Consider the following 19,798-nt stretch of genomic DNA (forward strand, 5'->3'; position numbering starts at 1 on the left):
ACTTATACATGCTTATACATGCTTAGAACTCACTAGAGATCGTTGCGCGTCGGCGCTGGCACCAGCGTCGAGCCTGCTGATGCCCAGTAACTGGTAGAGCAGGCCGTCATCTTCCTTGCTGCCATCCGAGGCGCGGTGCGGCGGGGGAGCTGGCTTGCCGCTGCTGCCCACATGGACAAGATGGGAGTCTAGTGTGGCGCAAATTGCGCTTGACACAAAGTACGTTTTAACGTACGCTAAGGGTCAAAGGAGCATACCATGCTGACCCCCATCACCGCAAGCGCAGCGCGTGCCGATCTGTACCGCCTGATCGATCAGGCGGCTCAATCGCATCAGCCGATCTTGATTTCTGGCAAGCGCAGCAGCGCGGTCTTGGTTTCGGCCGCTGACTGGCAAGCCATACAAGAGACGCTCTACCTGCTGTCGGTGCCGGGCATGCGCGAGTCCATCTTGCAGGGCATGGCCGAGCCCCTAGGCCAGAGTGCCAAGGCGGTTGACTGGTGAAGTGGGCCGTTGTCTATGCCAGGCAGGCACTGAAGGATGCCCAAAAAATCTCGGCCGCCGGGCTGAAGGAAAAGGCGCAAGCGCTGCTCGAAATCTTGGCCACCGATCCCTTTCAAAACCCGCCCGCCGACGAAAAGCTGGTGGGCGATCTCGAAGGGGCCTACTCGCGCCGAATCAACATCCAGCACCGCCTAGTTTACGAGGTGCTCAAGCAGGAACGCACCGTGCGTGTGCTGCGCATGTGGTCGCATTACGAATGATGCGCCTAGGGCAGTGGCTGCGCTACCCGGTTGCTCGCTTGCGGTTTTCCGGTACAGTCACAGGCATGGCACCCACCGTTGTCCGCGACGGCCAGTTCCGGCTGTTCTTCTTCTCGCGCGAGGAGCCGCGGATTCACGTTCACGTGGCGCACCCAGAAGGCGAGGCAAAGTTCTGGCTGACGCCATCGGTGCATGTGGCCACGAACGTTGGTCTGTCAAACGTCCAGCTTCGACAGGCACAGGAAATCGTTGAAGCTCACATTCAGGAGATCCAAAATGCTTGGAACAGTCACTTTGGAGGCTGAAGTCACCAACATCTCGATGCACTGCTTCTGGCTGTTGCTCGGAGACGAAGAGCTTGCCGTGCCGTTCTCCGACTTCCCGTGGTTCAAGCAGGCAACGATTGAGCAGATATCTAACGTTCAGCGCCCAACTGTTGACCACCTTTACTGGCCGCAGCTCGACGTGGACCTGTCTATCGAGTCCATCCGCAAGCCAGAACGCTTTCCACTGGTTTCGCGCAGCGCTGCCTGACCCATCGCTGTTGAACGGTGCCGGTGCCACGGTTCATCATTTCTGTCAGAGAACGAGCGGCTGGCCTTCATCGACTGGCAATCTATCGCACCCAGTGGTATGACTCGGCAGATGGACAGCGTTTTCCGTACCCGAACATTCACCCGCTGGATGCGCAAGGCGGGCCTGACTGACGCGGGCCTGCACGCTGCGGTGAGCGAGATGGTTCAGGGACTCGTGGACGCCGACTTGGGTGGCCATCTAGTGAAAAAGCGCATTGCGCTGGCGGTGGGTGAAATTGAAGAGGTACGCCATGACAACGACCAAACGCAAAAGCCGCATCCTAGATGAGGTGCATGAAACCGCACGCGGGCTGCATGGCGCAGGGCTCATCAGCAAGCGTCGCATGGGCGAGTTTGATGCCCTGTGCCATCTCGGCGTCCACGAGCTGGTGCCGCAGCAAATCAGAGCGCTGCGCGAACAAGCGCACCTGAGCCAGTCGGTGTTTGCCGCGGTGCTCAACACCAGTGTGTCCACGGTGCAAAAGTGGGAGGCAGGTGACAAGAAGCCGAGTGGCCCGTCCCTCAAACTCCTCAACCTCATCGAGCGCAAAGGGCTGGAAGCGGTGCTGTGACGCCAAGCGTGAGTCCATCAAGCAGGGCGGCACCGGCTCGCCTATGAAGTGCTCCAGCCGGAACGCACCGTGCGTGTGCTGTGCATGGGGTAGCACTGCGAATGATGCGCTTGGGTCTGCGTCAAGGGCTTGGTTCAATCATGCCATGGCTCCAAAAGCGCGGGAAGGGCGATAGCCCGAGCCCGATTGGGCGCCAGCCGCTGTGCTCGGGCCAGTGCAGATAGGGCAGTTGCTGCGCCACGACCCAGACCAGGTAGAGGCTGGCGAGCAAAAAGGGCAGCGCCAGCCATAGCCGTGCGCGCCAGCTTGCCGGCTGCAAGGGGGCATCGCACTCACACAGCGCCCACGCCCAGCCCGCCAGCAGGCACAGCCAGACCAGCGTGGTGGGCATGACCAGCACCCCATCCACCAGGCTTTGCGTGGCCGCCCCGGTGAGGCTGGCCAGCAGCGCCATGCGCAGGGCAGGGTGGGTGTCGCCGGCCAGCGGCAGGGCCGCCCCGTGGCAGCGGCGCAACAACTGCCAGTACGCGCGGCCCAGCCAAGCCAGCAACAGCAGGGCCGCCGGCAGGCCCCATTCGGCCGCCCCTTGCAGCGGCGCGTTGTGCGGGTGCGCGGCAATGGGGTTGGGGTGGGCGGCAAAGTGCATCGGCCCCACACCCAGCAGCGGCTGCTGGCGGATCATGTCCCAGGCCAGCGACCAGATCACCTCGCGCCCCGACAGCGAGAAGGTCAGGCGGCTGGCCGGGTGGTGGAACGTGGTGGGGTCGGCCAACAGCAGCGGGGGCAGCACGGTGAACAGCAGCCCGCTAAGCCCAGCCCCGAGCAGGCCGGTGAGCAGCAGGCCGAGCGCCACGCGCCGGCCCAGCGGCCCCAGGCAAGCCAGCAGCACGGCGCTGGTGCCCAGCGCCAGCACCGTGCCACGGGTGCCGGTGCTGAGCACCACCGCCCACGTGAGCACCGCCAGCGCGCCCAGCAGCCAAGCCCAGCGGTGCGGCCACTGCGCCGGGGCAAAGGCCCAGCCCAGCAGCAACAGCGGCAGCAGCAGCGTGGCCACTTGGCCAAAAAAACGCGGGTTGGAAAAACCGCCCAGCATGGCCAGCACGTGCAGGCCCAATTCGGGCTGCGCCAAGGCGCTGGCGTAGGCCACCAAAAATTGCAAGCCTATGCCCGCGCAGAGCATGAAGGCGGCCAGCAGCAGCGCCCCATCCAGCCCCGGCGCCTGCAGGCGCAGCCCGCGCACGGCCAGCGCCAGCCCCAGGCAGCCCAGCAGCAGGCTGATTTCCAGCAGCGCCCAAGCCGGGTGCGCCGCCGCCCAGGCCGAGGCCAGCCCCAGCCCCAGCACCGCCGCCAGCAGGCCCACGCTGAGCGGGCGTGCCGACCAAGGTGCGGTGTAGGGGCTGAGCAGCAACAGCGGTGCCAGCGCCAGCAGGGCCACCTGCACCAGGCGCTGCTGGTCGTGCCAGGCCAGCGGGGGCTGCAGTTGCAGCAAGGGCATGCTGGCCGCGAGCGCCAGCAGCAGCCAGGCCGCGAGCAGGGTGCCTAGGTGCGGGCGGATGAGGCTCGGGTGGGGCATGTGCGGGTGGGGTGGCTTGGGCTGCCTGTGCCGCCAGAGGGGGGTGGCGTGCAGGCCGGCAGGAATGTGGCTGCGGCAGTGGGGCCGACTAGCTGCCCAAGGCGCAGCCGACGGGCAGCAGTGGGGCGGCCACGCTGCTCTCGCACACCCACTGGCCGGTGCCGTTGCGCGTGAAGCGCACAAAACGCCCCACCACCTGCGGGCTGCCGTTCAAGGTGCAGGCAATGCGCTGCCCGCTGGCGTCGGACCAGGCACCGGACACGGCGATGCTGCCGCAGCGCAGGGTGCTGGCTGGCAGGCCCAAAGCCACAGCGTCTGGGCTGCCGGTGAGCTCGGAATGGATGCCGCTCTCAAAAGCCGTGACCCCGCTGCGTATGTCGGCCAAGCCGGCCGTTACTTGGGAGCGGGCGCTGAAATTTTGATACAGGGGCAAGGCGATGGCTGCCAGAATGCCGATGATGGTCACCACGGTCAGCAGCTCGATCAGGGTGAAGCCTTGTTGCGAGCGGTTCATGGGGGTGCCTTCGGTAGGTGCAGTCTGCAGGGGATGTGGCTGGGGTACGGCTTTTGGGTATCGTATTGCCAAGTCGGGCGGTAGCAAATTGGAGAGCCGAAAACGTGTTGACAAAAAAGCCCGCTCGGTGAGGAGCGGGCTTGGTCGTCATGCAAATTTATAGCTGTTGCGAGGTTCCCGTTGCAAACAGGCCCGCCACAGAAGTTTGCGAATTAGGATGCGGTGCAGCCGACTGGGCGATGTACTTCGTCCACGTTGGTGGTGCATGCCCACTGACCATCGGTGGCGCGTGTGAGTCGAATGTAGTCACCCCGAACGCTAGGGTTGCCATTGATGATGCATTGGATCTGTTGTCCACTGGCTAATGTCCAGCCAGCGGTCGGCAAAGTAATGGCGCAACGCGTTGTAGTTGCTGCTAAGCCAATGTCTGTCAAGTTTGCATTACCCGTGCGATCCCCACGCTGAATCCCTTCCTCAAAAGCCGTCACACCGCCGCGAATATCGGCCAAACCTGCTGTGGCTTGCGAGCGCGCGGTGTAGTTCTGGAAAGCCGGCAGCGCAATCGCCGCCAAAATGCCGATGATGGCCACCACGATCATCAGTTCGATCAGGGTGAAGCCTTGTTGAACGCGTTTCATAAAAATTCTCCAATGCGGGTTGATAAGGGGCCGCAAAGGGTTTGCGGTCGGTGGCATACAAGCAAACCGCGTGCCAGGGGCTGGCAAGCGCTGGTCTGCCCTAGGCGGCACAGGGGCCGTGCAGCACAGGCAAGGGGTTGCGGGGCGCTGCAGGCGGGCCGGCACCTCAAAATTTCACCTCAAAATTTGATGTGCGGTGGATCAAATTCGGGCTGGCACGGCAGCGCTTGCCGGGGCTGGAATGGCCGCAGAGTAGCCCAGCCGCTGCGCCATGCATCCGAAAGCCGTTCATGGGGCCCGAGCAACGCCCCGCCCCGCCCCGCTTCACCTGCGCCGACTACCGCCAGTGGGCGGGGGATGAGCGCTTTGAATGGATCGAGGGTCTGCCCTACGCCATGGCACCGGCACCGGGGCGCAAGCACCAAGGGGTGCTGGGGGAGGTTTAGCGCCAGATTGCCACCGCGCTGCACGGCCAGCCCTGCCGGGTCTATATCGTTGAGGCTAACCGGCGGGCTGCAACGCACATCCGAGTTGAACCGCAGCTTAGGCGCTGTGTGGCAGGGTGCCCGCTCTGGTGCCGGCCGGGGAAGCGTGAAGCTGCAGCCCCAAGGCAGACACGACCTTCATGACCGTGGCGAACTCTGGGTTGCCACTGGGTGCCAGTGCCTTGTAGAGGCTTTCGCGCCCCAGGCCGGCATCGCGTGCGATCTGACTCATGCCTTTGGCCTTTGCGATGTCTCCGAGTGCGGCGGCGACAAGGGCCGGGTCGCCCGCTTCGAGCGCTGCTTCGAGGTAAGCGGCCATGTCTTCTTGGGTGTTGAGATACTCAGCCGGATCCCACGGTTTGGTGATGGTCTTGGACATGTTCGTCTCCTAAAGTTGCTTGGCCAGGGTCTTGGCCAGCCGGATGTCTAGGTCTTGCGACGACTTGTCGCCTCCTGCGAGGAGTACGATCAGCACAGCGCCTTGCTGAACAAAATAGACCCGATAGCCCGGACCATGATCGATGCGCAGTTCCGAGACGCCCTCGCCCACAGGTTTCACATCTCCCGGATTTCCAAGAGACAAGCGGCGAATGCGGATGTCGATGCGCGCCTTGGCCTGCCGATCACGCAGGCCGCCATACCACTCGGCGTAAGCAAGGGTCTGGCGGACTTCGATCATTCTGGCAGTGTATCACATGGGATACGTTTTGGCGTCGCACGGTGCGCTTTGGGCGCCCTACTGCCGGCCCAGCAACTCTTCGACCAATACGTTGATGTCTTGCGCAATTTTGCGAAGCAAGACGGGTGAAATATCTTGGCCCTTGTGAAACGGGACGGTTGTTGCTCGACCGTCGGGGTGTCGGAACTGCTTGTGCGAACCCTTCTGCCTAGACTCAGCGAAACCCAGACGTTCGAGATGGCGAACAACTTCCTGCGGCTTCAAAACGGGCAGGCTGCCCATTACGCGATGGCAAGCTGCTGGGTGCCCACAAACTGTGCATCAAGCACCGGCTCGCCATCTTCCAAGAGCATGGAGACAACCTCTTGGAGATTTTGCTGCAACTCATCCAGTGAGGTGCCTTGGGTATGCGCGCCCGGAAATCCGGGGACATAACCAACGTAAAGCCCTGTTTCCATGCACTTTTCTACTATGGCGGTAAAAGTTTTCATGATCAGGTTTGTTGCGGCCTTGGAACGCTGAGGCGCTGCCCGAGATTATGGCTGGGGTTTTGCAGGAAAGCAAGGGCGGTGTGGCGGTTGGTGGGCATACCGTGGAGCACTTTGGGTGGCCGCCGGGGGCCTGAGCCTTTCCACGAAGACAAAGCAGCAGGCCAGCAGCCGGGTAGCGTCGCCGAAGCACGAGGGTGTGGAGTGTCAAAAGTCCATCCCATCGTCCGGGATGCGACAAGTAATTTCCCGTTCTTGATGCTCGCCCAGCCGTGCTTCTGAACCGAAGTGAAGCTGTGCCCAGCCAAGTGGAGCCGGATTTATGCGTGGTCTGCGACCCGGCCCAGCGCGACGCCGCCGGTTGCCGTGGCGCGCCACACAGCGCGCCCAAGTTGCAGCGCAGCTTAGGCTGCGGCCAGATTGAGCTTGCCTACCCGCTGCAAGTCGATGCGCTGGCGAGCTATCCAAAGATAGTGCGCGTCTTGCATGGCCAGCCAACTTTCCGCAGAGCGGCCTACCGCCTTGGACAGGCGCAGCGCCATCTCCGGTGTGACCCGGCTGGTGCCTCTGAGCAGGCGGTTCAGAGTTGAGGGGGCCACGTCCAGATTTTGCGCCAGTTCGCGGCCACTGATCGCGTTGGGCTCAAGGTAGATTTCGGTGATGAATTCACCCGGGTGGGGCGGGTTGTGCATCGCGGTGCAGCTTGCACGCTTGCACAGCAGCGTTTGCGGCTGCAGGCGCTAACGGCTAAACTCCAAGCTCAAGCTCGTACCATGAAACCTCGCTATAGTCAGTACAATCCTAAGCGCAAGCTGCTCACGCCTGCTCAGGCCCAAGCTCGCGCGGACGAGCTTGGTCGGTTGGCCGATCGTGTGCGCTATGGCGGAAACCCCGAGCACAAGAAAAACCCCGGCGATTTTGGGCTCACACCGCCATCCGATCCGAGGCAAGGCAAATCGCTGTGCGATGCCGCCCAGATTTTTCGGCGCGACGAAGCAGTCAAACTGCTGCAAGCAGGGCTGCGCAGTGGCTTGGTGAGCGACCGGATGGAGGGCGAGTGGCCAAAAAACGTCTGGTCGGTCACCGACTATGGCGATGCTCTGGAGGCGCAGCTTGAGAACCCTGAGTTAGGGGTTTACCACGGCTACCCCATGCCAGAGACCGACCCGTTGTCTCATGAAGTGCTGCGTCGTTGGGCGCTGCGCAATGGCTGAACTGCGCATCAACGCGAAGTGGATGGCGGCAGCTTCAGGCAGGCCTGAAGTCAGCGCCACTGCAGCCTTGCTCGATATCTGCGTCGACAAGCTCTGCTTGACGCGGAACCAGGACACTTGGGCCGAGACCGTGCGCGACAACGTTTTCGCGTCGGCCTATCCCCTTGCGATGTGGTTTGTGGCCTCGTGGTGGCGCTTAAGCCACGAGCCTTTGCCGACGCAGCCGCCTAGCCATGACTGGCGTATGGTGCATGAACTCGGCGCGGCCAATCATGGCTTCGTGTGGCCGCGCGTCGTCTTTGTCCCGGATGGTGAAGCGATCTTTGTCTGGGCCGAGGCTGCGATGAAGCCTGACCAGTCGGTGCAGTACCTGCAAGCGCTGGAGGAGCCTGGACTGATTCCGTTGGACGGTTTTCAGCTGGGCGTCCAGCGCTTCGTGCAGTGCGTACTCGCCCGACTAAATGCCAAGCAACTTGCTGGTACAAACTTGGGACAGCTTTGGGCCGTATTGCAAGAAGATCTGGCGGATCCCGAGTCGGTTCGCCGCAGGAAGCTGGAGGCCGAACTGGGCTTCGATCCCGAGGAATGCCCCGAGCACGCGCTGAACGCGGCATTGCAATGGGAGGGTCTGGTCGGAGCGGCTGCACTGTCAGAGCTGGCCCCTGCGATTGCAGCGTCGGGGTACAGCCCTGAGCTGGCAATTTTGGGGCAATTTGCCAGTGCCAGTGGAATTGTCGGGGCTCCTGCCGTTTCGCCTGGCAGCATTGAGCACCGAGACCAAGGCGCCCCATGGGAGCGGGCGGTGCATGACGCACACGCCCTGCGCCGGGTTCTGGGCAATGTCAGCGCTCCAATCTCCAACCGGGATCTGCACGAGGTCCTCGGACTGAGGCACGCAGACCTTGACAATTGGTCTGCACCCGAGGAGCGCTCACCTGTTGCGGTGGCGATGCCGATACAAGGTCATCGCCTGAAGTTTGTCCCACGCAAACGCAATGTGGTCGGACGGCGGTTCGAGCTGGCGCGCTTTCTGGGTGAGTACATGCGCCCTGTGGCCGACAAGGAGCGCTGGCTTGTGTCGACCGACCTTGGTACCGCTCCTCAGAAATACCAGCGCGCCTTTGCGGCCGAGTTCCTGTGCCCGTTTGATGCATTGAAGTCCTTTTTGAACGGCGACTTCTCGTCTTATGCCCGCGCGGAGGCCGCCGAGCAGTTCGAGGTAAGTGAGCAGTTGGTGACCAGCTTGTTGCTGAACAACGGCTGCATCCATCAACACGGCTCATGGGGTTTTCCCTATCAGATTGGCGCCCAGACCCGCCCTTGATCGATGCGCTCCGGCCGCAGAGCCACCGGCCTACTGCCCGGCTGGCTTACACTCCCAGCCATGCAAGACGACGCCAGCCCCCCACCCGCCCCCCAACCCGCGCCCGTGGCGGCGACCAGTGGCGCGGCGGCGCTGCCACGGCGCCACAAGGGCATTTACGTGTTGCCCAACCTGATCACGCTGGCGGGGCTGTTTGGCGGCTTTTATGCCGTGGTGATGGCCATGAATGGCCGCTTCGACCTGGCCACGCTGGGCATTTTTGCCGCCATGGTGCTCGACAGCCTAGATGGCCGGGTGGCGCGCCTGACGCGCAGCCAAAGCGCCTTTGGCGAGCAGATGGATTCGCTGGCCGATATGGTCTCGTTTGGGGCCGCGCCGGCGCTGGTGGCTTACGAATGGGCGCTCTACGATCTGGGGCGCTGGGGCTGGATTGCGGCCTTTGTGTATTGCGCCTGCGCGGCGCTGCGGCTGGCGCGCTTCAACGTGAACACCGCCGTGGTGGATAGGCGCTACTTCCAGGGCCTGCCCTCACCGGCGGCGGCGGCGCTGGTGGCGGGCTTTATCTGGCTGGCGACCGAGTTCGAGCTCGACCCGCAGACGCTGGCTTGGCCCATGTTTGCCCTGATGCTCTACGCCGGGTTGACCATGGTCTCGAACGTGCCCTTTTACAGCTTCAAAGACCTGAACATCAAGCGCAGCGTGCCCTTTGCCGTGATCGTGCTGGTGGCGCTGGGCATTGCGGTGGTCAACATCCACCCGCCGCTGGTGTTGTTTGGCCTGATCGCGGGCTACGCCTTTTCGGGCTATGCGGTGTATGGCTGGCGCAAGGCGCGTGGCCAGCCCACCAGCGTGGTGAGCACCAGCACGCACGACCCGGACGAAAAAGACCTGCACCACTAACCCCGGATGGGGTGCGTGTTTGCATCCGATTGGATACACTGCGGCACATGAACACCTTTGAGCGCTCAGAGCAGTTTGATGCTTGGCTCTTAGGTCTGAAGGACAAATTGGGCCGCGCCCGGATCGCCCTGCGCATTCGGTCTGCCGAGCACGGAAATTTCGGCGACTGTGAGCCGGTTGGTGGCGGTGTTTCCGAAATGCGCGTCCACGTTGGGCCGGGCTACCGGGCCTATTTCACACGGCGTGCAGAGCGGACTTATTTGCTTCTTGTGGGGGGCGACAAGGCCTCGCAGAAGCGTGACATAAAGCGTGCCATCGAGATGGCGCGGGGCTTGGATGAGGAGTAACCCATGGCCAAATTTGCCACTTTTGATGCGGCCGACTACCTCGACGATGAGGAAACCATTGCGCTATACATCAGTGCTGCGCTGGAAGATCCCAATCCCGAAGTGTTTTTAACTGCGGTGCGTGATGTGGCTCGCGCCCGTGGCATGGCACAACTTGCCAAGGATGCGGGCCTTGGCCGCGAGAGCCTTTACGAAGCCCTTGCGCCAGGCGCCAAGCCACGCTACGACACCATGCTCAAGCTGCTTCATGCGCTGGGTGTGAAGCTTTCTGCTTCCCCCGTCCACTCATGAACCAATCGCTGCGCGCCCGCACCGCGCCGCTCTTGGGCCTATTCTGGGGTGCAAGCACGCGCTGACGCCAACGGTGCTATATTGCGGTTCATGCAAAACGTCTGCGCTTACCTGCTACTAGGCCCCGGTTACCACGGGTCGGCTGGCTAACGCACGCCTTTTTGCACAACGGCCCGTATGCACCCGCAGCGGGCCGTTGGTGTTTTTGGGGGCTGCGGGCAACCTTAGATTGCGGCAAAAACCCGCTTGGAGCACTCACATGACCGACAAACTCATCATATTCGACACCACCTTGCGCGACGGCGAGCAGTCGCCCGGGGCCTCCATGACCAAGGACGAAAAGCTGCGCATCGCGCGCCAGCTCGAGCGGCTGCGCGTCGATGTGATCGAGGCCGGCTTTGCCGCCAGCTCCAACGGTGATTTCGAGGCCGTCAAGTCGATTGCCGACCACATCAAAGATTCCACCGTCTGTTCGCTGGCGCGCGCCAACGAGCGCGACATCGAGCGCTCGGCCGAGGCGCTCAAGGGGGCCAACAGCGCCCGCATCCACACCTTCATCGCCACCAGCGAGCTGCACATGGAGAAAAAGCTGCGCATGACGCGCGAGCAGGTGCTGGAGCAGGCGCGCATGGCGGTGCGGCTGGCGCGCAAGCTCTGCCCTGACGTCGAGTTCAGCCCCGAAGACGGCTACCGCAGCGACCCGGACTTCCTGTGCCGGGTGATCGAAGCGGTGATCGCCGAAGGCGCGCGCACCATCAACATCCCCGACACGGTGGGCTACGCGGTGCCCGAGCTGTACGGCAACTTCATCAAAACGCTGCGCGAGCGCGTGCCCAATTCGGACCAGGCGATCTGGAGCGTGCATTGCCACAACGATCTGGGCATGGCGGTGGCCAATTCGCTCGCCGGGGTCAAGATTGGTGGTGCGCGCCAAGTCGAGTGCACCATCAACGGCTTGGGTGAGCGCGCCGGCAACTGTTCGCTGGAAGAAATCGTGATGGCGGTGAAAACCCGGCGCGACTACTTTGGGCTGGAGGTGGGCATCGACACCACCCAGATCGTGCCGGCCAGCCGCATGGTGAGCCAGACCACCGGCTTCGTGGTGCAGCCCAACAAGGCGGTGGTGGGGGCCAACGCCTTTGCCCACGCCAGCGGCATCCACCAAGACGGCGTGCTCAAGGCGCGCGACACCTACGAGATCATGCGCGCCGAAGACGTGGGCTGGGCCGCCAACAAGATCGTGCTGGGCAAGCTGAGCGGGCGCAATGCCTTCAAGCAGCGGCTGGATGATTTGGGCATCGACTTGGAAAGCGAAGGCGAGCTCAACGCCGCCTTTGCCAAGTTCAAAGAGCTGGCCGACCGCAAATCCGAAATTTTTGACGAAGACATACTGGCGCTGGTGAGCGACGAGAGCGTGACGCCCATGCGCGAGCACTATGGCCTAGTCTCGCTGGCGCAACACAGCGAAACCGGCGAGCGGCCCCATGCGCGGGTGGTGTTCACGGTGGGCGGCAAAGAGTACAGCACGCAGGCCGATGGCAATGGCCCGGTGGATGCCTCGCTCAAAGCGATCGAGAGCCACGTGAAAAGCGGGGCCGAGTTGCAACTGTATTCTGTCAACGCCATCACCAGCGGCTCGACCGAGAGCCAGGGCGAGGTCACGGTGCGGCTGCAGCATGGCGGCCGGGTGGTCAACGGCGTGGGCTCCGACCCGGACATCGTGGTGGCATCGGCCAAGGCCTACCTGAGCGCGCTGACCAAGCTGCACAGCAAGTCGGAGCGGGTGGCGGCGCAGGGCTGGCCGGTCTGATGGGTGCGTGGGGGGCGGGTTGGAGGTCAAGGGTTTACCCTGGTTGCGTTTACCAAGTTATGTGATATTGGCTTAAAAAAGAAGCACAAGCCCATGAGGGGTTTCGGTATTTTGATTTTTCCTTCTATACTCGCGACCTTGTTCGCCAGTTTCTAGAAGGACCCATCATGAATCGAAACCGCTTGTTGGGGGCGCCGCGTTCTGGCTTGGCGGCGGCGCTGCTGCTGGCCGGGTCGGTGCTGTGGGTGCCCCTGCACGCCCAAGGCAGTTTTGCGGCCAAGCAACGCGTGGCGGCGCCGGGGGTGGGGGTGCAAGGGGTGCAAGGGGTGCGCCAGCCCCCCACGGCGGCAGCGCGCTTGCCCTTGGCCGACGCCCAGCCCCAGCGCGCCAGCGCGCCCGAGCCGGGCCTGCGCTTTGCGGCCAAGGTGCAAGTGGCCTCTGACGCCATGCTCGAACAAGCGCGCCAGCGCCAGGCCCGTGAAGCCGCGCCGCGCGCCGTGCTGGCCGCCGCACCGGCTGCTGCACCCGCACCCGCTGCAGCACCGGTGCTGCAAGCGCAAGCGCCCGGGATGCGTTCGGCCACCATGCAGGCCGAGCGCTTGGGATTGCGCGTGCCGGACGATCCGCTCGAGCTCGACTCCGGCGTGGCGCTGCTGGTGGATGCCAACACAGGCGAAATTTTGCTCGGCAAAAACGACACCGTGGTGCTGCCGATCGCCTCCATCACCAAGCTCATGACCGCCATTTTGGTGGTGGATGCGGGGCTGGACCTCAACCAAATCATCACCATCACGCAGGCCGACGTGGACCGGCTGCGCGGCAGCAGCTCGCGCTTGCCGGTGGGGGCGCAGCTCACACGCGGGCAGGCCTTGCACCTGTCGCTGATGTCGAGCGAGAACCGCGCTGCCCACGCGCTGGCGCGCACCTTCCCCGGTGGGGTGCCGCAATTTGTGCGCCAGATGAACCTCAAGGCCGTCGAGCTGGGCATGCACGACACCCACTTTGCCGACCCCACCGGTTTGTCGGGCGGCAACCGTTCCAGCGCGCGCGATCTGGCCATGCTCACCGCCGCCAGCTCGCACCGCCCGCTGGTGCGCGAGCTGTCGGTCTCGCCGCAGTACCAGTTGGCGCTGGGGCGGCGCGTGCTCACCTACCGCAACAGCAACATGCTGGTGCGCGAAGGCGACTGGGAGATCAATCTGCAAAAAACCGGCTTCATCCGCGAGGCCGGGCGCACGCTGGTGATGCAAGCCGATGTGTCGGGGCGCTCCCTGATCGTGGTGCTGCTGGGTGCCAGCGGCAGCCACGCACGCGCGGCCGATGCCGAGCGCTTGCGCCGGTGGGCCTTGCGCAGCTTGTTTTCGGCGGGCCCACGGCCCACCGACGCCGTATCGGCCGGCGAGCGCAGCCGCGAGGCGCTGCGGCAGCCGGGTTGAGCGCGCAAAGGCCTCAGGGTGCTTTAGGCCGGGCCAAGCTCTGCGCTCCAGCCCAGCGCCAGGCTGATCTGTTCGGCGGTGTTGCGCAATTTGGGCAGCCAGCTTTCCTCTAGCCGGTCGGCCGGGGCCGAGATCGACAAGCCAGCCACCAAGCGGCCTTGGTCGTCGTAAATGCCGGCGGCCATGCAGCGCACGCCAATTTCCAGTTCCTCGTTGTCGCGCGCCACGCCGTGGCGGCGGCACAGCGCCAGTTCGCGCTCGAGCGCCGCCAACTGGGTGATGCTGTTGCGGGTTTGGCCCATCAGGCCGGTGCGGCTGGCGTAGGCGCGCAGGCGCTGCGGCTCGTCGGCGGCTAGGAACAGCTTGCCGACCGAGGTCAGGTGCAATGGCGCACGGCCGCCAATGGCGCGCACCACCTGCATGCCGGAGCGTTCGCTGAAAGCGCGCTCCACGTAGATGATCTCGTCGCCTTGGCGCACGCTCAGGTTGACCGGTTGCTGGATTTGTTTGTGCAGCTCGCGCATGGGCAGCAGCGCGGCGTCGCGCACGCTCAGGCGCCCCTTGACCAGGTTGCCGAGTTCGAGCAGGCGCATGCCGAGCCGGTAGGCCCCGGGTGCGGGCCGTTCGACAAAGCGCCCCAGCGCCAGATCGTTGAGGATGCGGTGCGCGGTGGACGGGTGCAAGCCGGTGCGCTCACTGATGTCCTTGAGCGCGACCGGCTCTTCGTGCTGGGCCAACACCTCCAGCAAATCAAACATGCGTTCGAGCACCTGCACGCTGGGCTTGGGTGGGGCGATGGGGAGCGGCGCTTGGAGCGGGATGCGGTTCATAAAATAGGGCCTTTGGGCGATTGCCTTGCTGCGCTATTTTATCTGGTGAAATTTATTCGCCGCTGCGCTCTGCGGGCTGCCAGTGCCCGTCGAGCAAAAGCTGGTGCGGTTGAAAGCGGTTTTTGTAGCTCATCTTGGGGCTGGACTCGATCCAGTAGCCCAGGTAGAGGTAGCGCAGGCCCAGCAGACGCGCCTGCTCGATCTGCCACAGCACGCTGTAGACGCCATAAGCGGCGCTGGGTTCGGGGTCGTAGAAGGTGTAAACGGCCGAGAGCCCGTCTTCGATCGCGTCCAAGATCGAGACCATGCGCAACACCTCGGCGCCGCCGCCCGCTGGAGCGGGTTCGGTGAACTCTACCAGGCGCGAATCGGCCCGGCTTTGCAGCAGGAACTGCCGGTACTGCTCGAGGTCGTCTTGGTCCATGCCGCCGCCCGGGTGGCGCTGGCGCTGGTAGCGCAAATACAGCTCGTAATGCGCGGGCCTGAAGCCCAGCGTGAGCACGTGCGCCTGCAAATGGGCGTGGCGCTTCCAGGCGCGGCGCTGGCTGCGGCTGGGCACAAAGGCCTGCGCATCGACGCGCAGCGGGATGCAGGCCTGGCAGCCGTCGCAATGCGGCCGGTAGGTGAACAGGCCGCTGCGCCTAAACCCTTGGGCCACCAGTTGCGCGTAGGTGTCGCCCCGTACCAGGTGGCTGGGCGAGGCCACCAGGGAGCGCGCCGTGCGCTCGTTGAGGTAGCTGCACGGGTAGGCCGCCGTGGCATAGAACTGCACGGCTTGCAAGGGGAGTTCTTGCGGGTGCGTCATGGCGGTGGGTGGCTGCTGGGGCTGGGCTCGAACAGGGCCTGCCAGTGTAGGGGATCAAACTGCCACGGTGGGGCGGGCGCAGCAAGGGCCGGCTGCACGAGCTGCAAAAATTCGCTGCGCGGCAGGGTGCGGGCGCCGAGCGAGGCTAGGTGCGCGGTGTCTTGCTGGCAGTCGATCAGCGGCACCTGCCAGGCGCGGGCACAGGCCACCAGCGCCGCCAGCGCGATTTTGGAGGCGTTGGGGCGGCGGCTGAACATGGATTCGCCAAACACCATGCGTCCCAGGTTGACGCAGTACAGGGCGCCGGCGAGTTCGCCATCCCACCAGGTTTCGACGCTGTGCACCGCGCCAGCCCGGTGCCAGGCCAGGTAGGCCTCGATCATGGGTGGGACGATCCAACTGCCGCGCTGGCCCGCTCGTGGCACCCCGGCACAGGCGCGCAGCACGTGCTCGAAGGCGCTGTCGATGCGGATTTCGATGCGGCCCTGGCGCAGCCCGCGCCGCAGCTCTTTGCGCAGCGAGGGGTGCAGCCGAAAATCAGCCGGGCGCAGCACCATGCGCGGGTCCGGGCTCCACCAGAGTATGGGTTGCTCGCCGCTGAACCAGGGAAAGATGCCGCTGGCGTAGGCGCGCTCTAGGCTGGCGCAATCGAGCGCGCCCCCGGCGGCGAGCAGGCCGGGAATGGGGTCGCCCGCGCCCCAAGCTTGCTCCACGGGCGGAAAAGGCTGGCCGGGTTGCAGCCAGGGCAGGGCGGGGCGCGGGCCGGGCGGGTGGCTCATGGGTTTGCGCTGGGTTTGGTGTCGGGCTTGGCCCCGCGCTCGGCCCCGCGCTCGGCCCAAGTATCGCACCAAGCCGCCACGCGGCACTGGTCACACAGCGGCTGGCGAGCTTTGCAAACATAGCGCCCATGCAAGATCAGCCAGTGGTGCGCGTGGCGCAAATACGCCGGCGGAATGCGCGCCAGCAAACCCTGCTCCACTTGCAAGGGCGTGCGCCCCGGTGCCAGCCCGGTGCGGTTGGCGAGCCGGAACACGTGCGTATCCACCGCCAGCGTGGGTTCGCCAAACGCCTCGTTGAGCACCACGTTGGCGGTTTTGCGCCCGACGCCGGGCAGGGCTTCGAGTTCGGCGCGGGTGCGCGGCACCTGCCCGCCGTGGCGCTCGATCAGCATCTGGCAGCTTTGCAGCAGGTGCCGCGCCTTGCTGCGGTACAGCCCAATCGACTGGATGTGCGCTTGCAGCCCTTCGAGCCCCAGCGCCAGCATCTGCGCCGGGGTGGCGGCGACGGCAAACAGGGTGCGGGTGGCGCGGTTTACGCTCACGTCGGTGGCCTGCGCGCTCAGCAGCACCGCGCACAGCAGCTCGAAGTCGCTCTTATACTCCAGCTCGGTTTTGGGCTCGGGCTTGGCCGCCGCCAGTGCGGCAAAGAACGGCTCGATGTGTTCTGGTTTCATGGCTAGGGATTTTCACCCATGAGCGCTCCCACTGCGATTCGTTTTGCCGATCGGCTCTCAAACGTCGAGACATCGGCCATCCGCGAACTGTTCAAACTGCTCGGGCAGCCGGGCATCATCAGCTTTGCCGGAGGCTTCCCCGACGCGGCGCTGTTCGACGTCGAGGGCATCCGCGCCGCCAGCGAACGCGCCTTGCAGCACGACCCGGCCGCCGCCTTGCAGTACGGGGCCACCGAGGGCTACCCGCCGCTGCGCGAGCAACTGGCCGCGCTGATGGCGGGCAAGGGGGTGGCGGGGCTGGCACCCGAGCAACTCATCGTCACCACCGGCAGCCAGCAGGCGCTGGACCTGATCGGCAAGACGCTGATCTCGCCCGGCGACAAGGTGATCGTCGAAGGGCCGACTTTTCTGGCCACGATCCAGTGCTTTCGCCTCTATGGCGCGGAGCTGATTTCGGCCCCGATCGACGGCGACGGGGTGGACGTGCAGCGGCTGGAGGCGTTGATCGCCCAACACCGGCCCAAATTCGTCTATCTGGTGCCCACCTTTGGCAACCCCAGCGGCGCGCTGCTGAGCCTGGAGCGGCGCCGCCGCGTGCTGGAGCTGGCGCTGCGCACCCAGACCCTGATCGTAGAAGACGACCCCTACGGCGACCTGTATTTTGACGCCGCTCCACCGCCGAGCCTGCTGGCCTTGAGCGCGGAGCTGCCGGGCAGCCGCGACTGCCTGGTGCACTGCGGCTCGCTGAGCAAGGTGCTCAGCCCGGGGCTGCGCATCGGCTGGCTGGTGGCACCGCCCGAGCTGCTGGCCAAGGCGGTGATGTGCAAGCAGTTCAGCGACGCCCACACCAGCACCTTCGCCCAGGCCACGGCGGCGCAGTACCTGCAAGGCGGCCGCTTGGGTGCCACGCTGGAGCGGGTGCGCCAGGTGTATGCCGAACGCGCGCAAGCCATGGGGGCTGCCTTGCGCAGCGAGCTGGGGGCGGCGCTTGGTTTTGTGCCGCCGCAAGGCGGCTTGTTTATTTGGGCGCGCCTGACCGGCGTGGGCCGCAGCGGGGCCGGCACGGCACTGGCCGACGGCCACGAACTGGCGCAGCGCGCCATCGCCCAGGGCGTGGCTTTTGTGCCGGGGCGGCCCTTTTACGCCAGCGCACCCGACCCGGCCACGCTGCGCCTGAGCTTTGCCACCGTGGGCGTGGAGCGCATCCGCGAAGGGGTGGCGCGGCTGGCGCGGGCGCTCTGAGGCGCTAGAACACCCGCACCGCCCACAGCCGCAGCCGCATCCCTGTGCCGGTGGTGAAGCCCACGGTGGGGTGGTGCACACGGCCTTGGGCGTCGATCACCATGAAGGCCGGCACCGAGCGCTGGCCCAGCGCCTGCGCCAGTTCGCCGCGTGCGTCGATCACGCTGTGCCAAGGCAGGCCGCGTTGCTGCTGGTAACGCTGCACCTGCGCGGCGGGGCCCGATTGCATGGCGACCGTGAGCAGCGGCCAGTCTTGCCCTAGGCGCGTCACGCTGCCTTCCATGGTGCGGCAAATCGGGCACCACTCGGCCCAGACGTAGAGCGCCACCGGTTGCCCCGGGTGGTGCAGCCGCAGCACATCCAGCGCCTGCTGCAAGCTGCCGTTTTGGGTTTGGCCCGTGGGCAGCAGCCATTGCACCGGCTGCTGCAGGTCGAGCTGGGCCGGCACCGCGCGCGTCTGCCAGGCTTGCACACCAAAAAACACCGCCAGCAGCAGCGCCACGGTGAACAGGTGCGAGCGCCAGCGCGAGCGCCAAGTGGGTTTGGAGGGTGGGGTTTGGGGATCGGACACGGCACGGTTGGGGGTGATTCAAGCCTGCAATGATACCCCTAGGGGGTGCAAGCCACCCTACGGCGGAGACGATATACTTTTGTTGCTCGACTACTCCCCCCACACACACACAATGCAAGGCCGTGCCATGAAGCCGATCCAGCTCTTCGACCCCGCTTCCTGCACCTACACCTACGTGTTGTTTGACCCTGCCTCGCGCGCGGCGCTGATCATTGATCCGGTGCAAGAACAGATCGAGCGCGATCTGGCCACCCTGCATGACTACGGCCTCAATCTGATCTGGGCCGTCGAGACCCATGCGCATGCCGACCACATCACCAGCGCGGGCCAGTTGGCCGAGCTGGCCGGTGCCCGCATGGCGGCGCCGGCAGGTTGTGGCATCGGGACCGCAGGCACGCAGTTGGCGCACGGCGACGTGCTGCGTTTCGGTGCCGAAACCCTGCTGGCTTTGCACACGCCGGGGCATACCGCAGGCAGCATGAGCTATGTCTGGCGCGAACACGTGTTCACCGGAGACACCTTGCTCATCAACGGTTGCGGCCGCACCGATTTCCAGTCCGGCAGCGCCAACGCCCTCTACCACAGCCTGACCCAGGTGCTGTTTGCGCTGCCCGACGGCACCACGGTCTGGCCGGGGCACGATTACCAAGGCCGCAGCCATTCCACCATCGCCCAAGAAAAGACGGGCAATGCACGGGTGGCGGGCAAGACCGAGGCCGAGTTCGTGGCCATCATGGAGGGTCTGAACCTGCCCAAGCCCCGGCGCATCGACGAAGCGGTGCCGGCCAACCTGAACTCCGGCATCCGGCAAGATGCCGATGGCGCGCTGCTGATGCAAGCGCGTCCGCCCGCTCCAGCCCACTTGGGCACTTACGCCGGCGATGTGTCGCCCCAACTGGCTTGGCAATGGGTGCAGGCCGGGGAGGCGGTGCTGGTGGACGTGCGCACCGATGCCGAGCGCGAGTGGGTGGGTTTTGTGCCCGGCGCCCAGCCCGTGGCATGGAAACAGTGGCCCGGCATGGCCCCAAACCCGCAGTTTGACGCCGCCATCCGGCAGGCCGCCGCCGGGGGGCACAAGCTGGTGCTGCTGTGCCGCAGTGGGGTGCGCTCCATCGTCGCGGCCCAGCGCGCCACCGAGCTGGGACTGACGGCCTACAATATCCTCGAAGGCTTTGAGGGCGATTTGGATGCCCAGGCGCAGCGCGGGCGCAAAGGCGGCTGGCGCCAGCATGGCTTGCCTTGGCGACAAAACTGAGCGCTTGTGAATACCTGAAAAAGCTCTGCCAT

At 64.9% G+C, this 19,798-nt stretch carries 29 protein-coding genes and 2 pseudogenes; 17 read left to right on the forward strand and 14 right to left on the reverse strand.

The features are described 5' to 3' along the window. Window positions 1-258: 258 nt before the first annotated feature. From SRAA_RS02495 to SRAA_RS02520, 6 genes are all read left to right on the forward strand, one after another. Window positions 259-504, forward strand: coding sequence for a type II toxin-antitoxin system Phd/YefM family antitoxin (locus tag SRAA_RS02495; protein WP_231849315.1), 246 nt, complete (start codon window positions 259-261; stop codon window positions 502-504). Then, a complete protein-coding gene (locus SRAA_RS02500; RefSeq protein WP_045530751.1) occupies window positions 501-764 on the forward strand; it encodes a Txe/YoeB family addiction module toxin in 264 nt (87 codons plus the stop codon). Before SRAA_RS02495 ends, SRAA_RS02500 begins: the two co-directional genes overlap by 4 nt. Window positions 765-829: 65 nt before the next feature. Then, window positions 830-1,069 carry a DUF4160 domain-containing protein gene (locus SRAA_RS02505; protein ID WP_045530752.1) on the forward strand — a complete coding sequence of 80 codons (240 nt, stop codon included), beginning with the start codon at window positions 830-832 and terminating at the stop codon, window positions 1,067-1,069. Beyond that, window positions 1,041-1,298, forward strand: coding sequence for a DUF2442 domain-containing protein (locus tag SRAA_RS02510; RefSeq protein WP_045530753.1), 258 nt, complete (start codon window positions 1,041-1,043; stop codon window positions 1,296-1,298). Before SRAA_RS02505 ends, SRAA_RS02510 begins: the two co-directional genes overlap by 29 nt. Window positions 1,299-1,409: 111 nt before the next feature. Continuing rightward, window positions 1,410-1,628 carry a type II toxin-antitoxin system RelE/ParE family toxin gene (locus SRAA_RS02515; protein WP_082040072.1) on the forward strand — a complete coding sequence of 73 codons (219 nt, stop codon included), beginning with the start codon at window positions 1,410-1,412 and terminating at the stop codon, window positions 1,626-1,628. Continuing rightward, a complete protein-coding gene (locus SRAA_RS02520; protein WP_045530755.1) occupies window positions 1,591-1,911 on the forward strand; it encodes a helix-turn-helix domain-containing protein in 321 nt (106 codons plus the stop codon). Before SRAA_RS02515 ends, SRAA_RS02520 begins: the two co-directional genes overlap by 38 nt. 121 nt (window positions 1,912-2,032) lie before the next feature. Here SRAA_RS02520 and SRAA_RS02525 read toward each other — a convergent pair whose 3' ends face one another. The 4 genes and pseudogenes from SRAA_RS02525 to SRAA_RS12840 all read right to left on the reverse strand — a co-directional run. Beyond that, entirely contained in the window at window positions 2,033-3,484 is a 1,452-nt protein-coding gene (locus SRAA_RS02525) for an O-antigen ligase family protein (RefSeq protein WP_052467456.1), read from the reverse strand. 88 nt (window positions 3,485-3,572) lie between these two features. Continuing rightward, window positions 3,573-3,998 carry a pilin gene (locus tag SRAA_RS02530; protein ID WP_045530756.1) on the reverse strand — a complete coding sequence of 142 codons (426 nt, stop codon included), beginning with the start codon at window positions 3,996-3,998 and terminating at the stop codon, window positions 3,573-3,575. A 212-nt stretch (window positions 3,999-4,210) separates the two neighbouring features. Next, window positions 4,211-4,591 carry a pilin gene (locus SRAA_RS02535; RefSeq protein WP_420834928.1) on the reverse strand — a complete coding sequence of 127 codons (381 nt, stop codon included), beginning with the start codon at window positions 4,589-4,591 and terminating at the stop codon, window positions 4,211-4,213. Further along, window positions 4,586-4,693: pseudogene (locus tag SRAA_RS12840) on the reverse strand (prepilin-type N-terminal cleavage/methylation domain-containing protein); the annotation flags it as partial. The gene SRAA_RS02535 and the pseudogene SRAA_RS12840, both read right to left, overlap by 6 nt. 233 nt (window positions 4,694-4,926) lie before the next feature. Here SRAA_RS12840 and SRAA_RS12590 point away from each other — a divergent pair. Further along, a complete protein-coding gene (locus SRAA_RS12590; protein ID WP_171820213.1) occupies window positions 4,927-5,082 on the forward strand; it encodes a hypothetical protein in 156 nt (51 codons plus the stop codon). 97 nt (window positions 5,083-5,179) lie between these two features. Here SRAA_RS12590 and SRAA_RS02540 read toward each other — a convergent pair whose 3' ends face one another. The 5 genes from SRAA_RS02540 to SRAA_RS02560 form a co-directional block, all read right to left on the reverse strand. Further along, complete coding sequence (locus SRAA_RS02540) at window positions 5,180-5,500, reverse strand: addiction module antidote protein (protein ID WP_045530758.1); 321 nt, start codon at window positions 5,498-5,500, stop codon at window positions 5,180-5,182. A gap of 9 nt (window positions 5,501-5,509) precedes the next feature. After that, window positions 5,510-5,800, reverse strand: coding sequence for a type II toxin-antitoxin system RelE/ParE family toxin (locus SRAA_RS02545; RefSeq protein WP_045530759.1), 291 nt, complete (start codon window positions 5,798-5,800; stop codon window positions 5,510-5,512). A gap of 57 nt (window positions 5,801-5,857) precedes the next feature. Continuing rightward, entirely contained in the window at window positions 5,858-6,082 is a 225-nt protein-coding gene (locus SRAA_RS12845; protein WP_045530760.1) for a type II toxin-antitoxin system HicA family toxin, read from the reverse strand. Beyond that, window positions 6,082-6,291, reverse strand: a complete 210-nt coding sequence (locus tag SRAA_RS02555; RefSeq protein WP_045530761.1) for a type II toxin-antitoxin system HicB family antitoxin — start codon at window positions 6,289-6,291, stop codon at window positions 6,082-6,084. Before SRAA_RS02555 ends, SRAA_RS12845 begins: the two co-directional genes overlap by 1 nt. Window positions 6,292-6,692: 401 nt before the next feature. Further along, window positions 6,693-6,980: a HigA family addiction module antitoxin gene (locus tag SRAA_RS02560; RefSeq protein ID WP_045530762.1), complete on the reverse strand. Its 288-nt coding sequence runs from the start codon at window positions 6,978-6,980 to the stop codon at window positions 6,693-6,695. Window positions 6,981-7,061: 81 nt separating this feature from the next. Here SRAA_RS02560 and SRAA_RS02565 point away from each other — a divergent pair, with 81 nt between their 5' ends. The 7 genes from SRAA_RS02565 to SRAA_RS02595 all read left to right on the forward strand — a co-directional run bounded on the left by SRAA_RS02565 (window position 7,062) and on the right by SRAA_RS02595 (window position 13,610). Then, the gene (locus tag SRAA_RS02565) at window positions 7,062-7,502 is read left to right on the forward strand and encodes a hypothetical protein (RefSeq protein ID WP_045530763.1); all 441 of its coding nucleotides are present in this window, start codon (window positions 7,062-7,064) and stop codon (window positions 7,500-7,502) included. Continuing rightward, the gene (locus tag SRAA_RS02570; RefSeq protein WP_045530764.1) at window positions 7,495-8,826 is read left to right on the forward strand and encodes an ImmA/IrrE family metallo-endopeptidase; all 1,332 of its coding nucleotides are present in this window, start codon (window positions 7,495-7,497) and stop codon (window positions 8,824-8,826) included. The genes SRAA_RS02565 and SRAA_RS02570 overlap by 8 nt, the downstream gene beginning before the upstream one ends. A 60-nt stretch (window positions 8,827-8,886) precedes the next feature. Further along, window positions 8,887-9,726: a CDP-diacylglycerol--serine O-phosphatidyltransferase gene (gene pssA, locus SRAA_RS02575; protein ID WP_082039864.1), complete on the forward strand. Its 840-nt coding sequence runs from the start codon at window positions 8,887-8,889 to the stop codon at window positions 9,724-9,726. A 47-nt stretch (window positions 9,727-9,773) separates the two neighbouring features. Next, window positions 9,774-10,073 (forward strand): type II toxin-antitoxin system RelE/ParE family toxin, encoded by a 300-nt coding sequence (locus tag SRAA_RS02580; RefSeq protein WP_045530765.1) that lies wholly within the window; start codon window positions 9,774-9,776, stop codon window positions 10,071-10,073. A gap of 3 nt (window positions 10,074-10,076) precedes the next feature. Then, window positions 10,077-10,364, forward strand: coding sequence for an addiction module antidote protein (locus SRAA_RS02585; protein ID WP_045530766.1), 288 nt, complete (start codon window positions 10,077-10,079; stop codon window positions 10,362-10,364). 259 nt (window positions 10,365-10,623) lie between these two features. Further along, window positions 10,624-12,174, forward strand: coding sequence for a 2-isopropylmalate synthase (locus SRAA_RS02590; RefSeq protein ID WP_045530767.1), 1,551 nt, complete (start codon window positions 10,624-10,626; stop codon window positions 12,172-12,174). A 167-nt stretch (window positions 12,175-12,341) separates the two neighbouring features. After that, complete coding sequence (locus tag SRAA_RS02595; RefSeq protein ID WP_082039865.1) at window positions 12,342-13,610, forward strand: D-alanyl-D-alanine carboxypeptidase family protein; 1,269 nt, start codon at window positions 12,342-12,344, stop codon at window positions 13,608-13,610. Window positions 13,611-13,633: 23 nt separating this feature from the next. On the opposite strand, the gene SRAA_RS02600 is transcribed toward SRAA_RS02595, so the two are convergent. Genes SRAA_RS02600 through nth form a run of 4 tightly spaced genes read right to left on the reverse strand, consistent with a single transcriptional unit; the run spans window position 13,634 to window position 16,698 of the window. Then, window positions 13,634-14,440 carry an IclR family transcriptional regulator gene (locus SRAA_RS02600; RefSeq protein WP_045530768.1) on the reverse strand — a complete coding sequence of 269 codons (807 nt, stop codon included), beginning with the start codon at window positions 14,438-14,440 and terminating at the stop codon, window positions 13,634-13,636. Between the two features lie 52 nt (window positions 14,441-14,492). Then, entirely contained in the window at window positions 14,493-15,245 is a 753-nt protein-coding gene (locus SRAA_RS02605; protein ID WP_045530769.1) for an arginyltransferase, read from the reverse strand. Beyond that, on the reverse strand, window positions 15,242-16,024 hold the full coding sequence (gene aat / locus SRAA_RS02610; protein ID WP_045530770.1) for a leucyl/phenylalanyl-tRNA--protein transferase: 783 nt from the start codon (window positions 16,022-16,024) through the stop codon (window positions 15,242-15,244). The genes SRAA_RS02605 and aat overlap by 4 nt, the downstream gene beginning before the upstream one ends. Beyond that, window positions 16,021-16,698 (reverse strand): endonuclease III, encoded by a 678-nt coding sequence (nth, locus tag SRAA_RS02615; protein ID WP_045530771.1) that lies wholly within the window; start codon window positions 16,696-16,698, stop codon window positions 16,021-16,023. The genes aat and nth overlap by 4 nt, the downstream gene beginning before the upstream one ends. A 36-nt stretch (window positions 16,699-16,734) precedes the next feature. Between nth and SRAA_RS02620 the strand changes: the two genes are divergently transcribed. After that, window positions 16,735-17,940 carry an aminotransferase-like domain-containing protein gene (locus SRAA_RS02620; protein ID WP_045533147.1) on the forward strand — a complete coding sequence of 402 codons (1,206 nt, stop codon included), beginning with the start codon at window positions 16,735-16,737 and terminating at the stop codon, window positions 17,938-17,940. Between the two features lie 4 nt (window positions 17,941-17,944). Here the strand turns inward: SRAA_RS02620 and SRAA_RS02625 are convergent, their stop codons facing one another. Continuing rightward, window positions 17,945-18,511, reverse strand: a complete 567-nt coding sequence (locus tag SRAA_RS02625; protein WP_052467457.1) for a redoxin domain-containing protein — start codon at window positions 18,509-18,511, stop codon at window positions 17,945-17,947. Window positions 18,512-18,866: 355 nt separating this feature from the next. Here SRAA_RS02625 and SRAA_RS12820 point away from each other — a divergent pair. After that, window positions 18,867-19,139: pseudogene (locus SRAA_RS12820) on the forward strand (MBL fold metallo-hydrolase); the annotation flags it as partial. 204 nt (window positions 19,140-19,343) lie between these two features. After that, window positions 19,344-19,766 (forward strand): rhodanese-like domain-containing protein, encoded by a 423-nt coding sequence (locus tag SRAA_RS12825; protein WP_338056382.1) that lies wholly within the window; start codon window positions 19,344-19,346, stop codon window positions 19,764-19,766. The last annotated feature ends 32 nt before the right edge of the window (window positions 19,767-19,798 follow it).

It is taken from the genome of Serpentinimonas raichei (assembly GCF_000828895.1).
GTDB lineage: Bacteria > Pseudomonadota > Gammaproteobacteria > Burkholderiales > Burkholderiaceae_C > Serpentinimonas > Serpentinimonas raichei.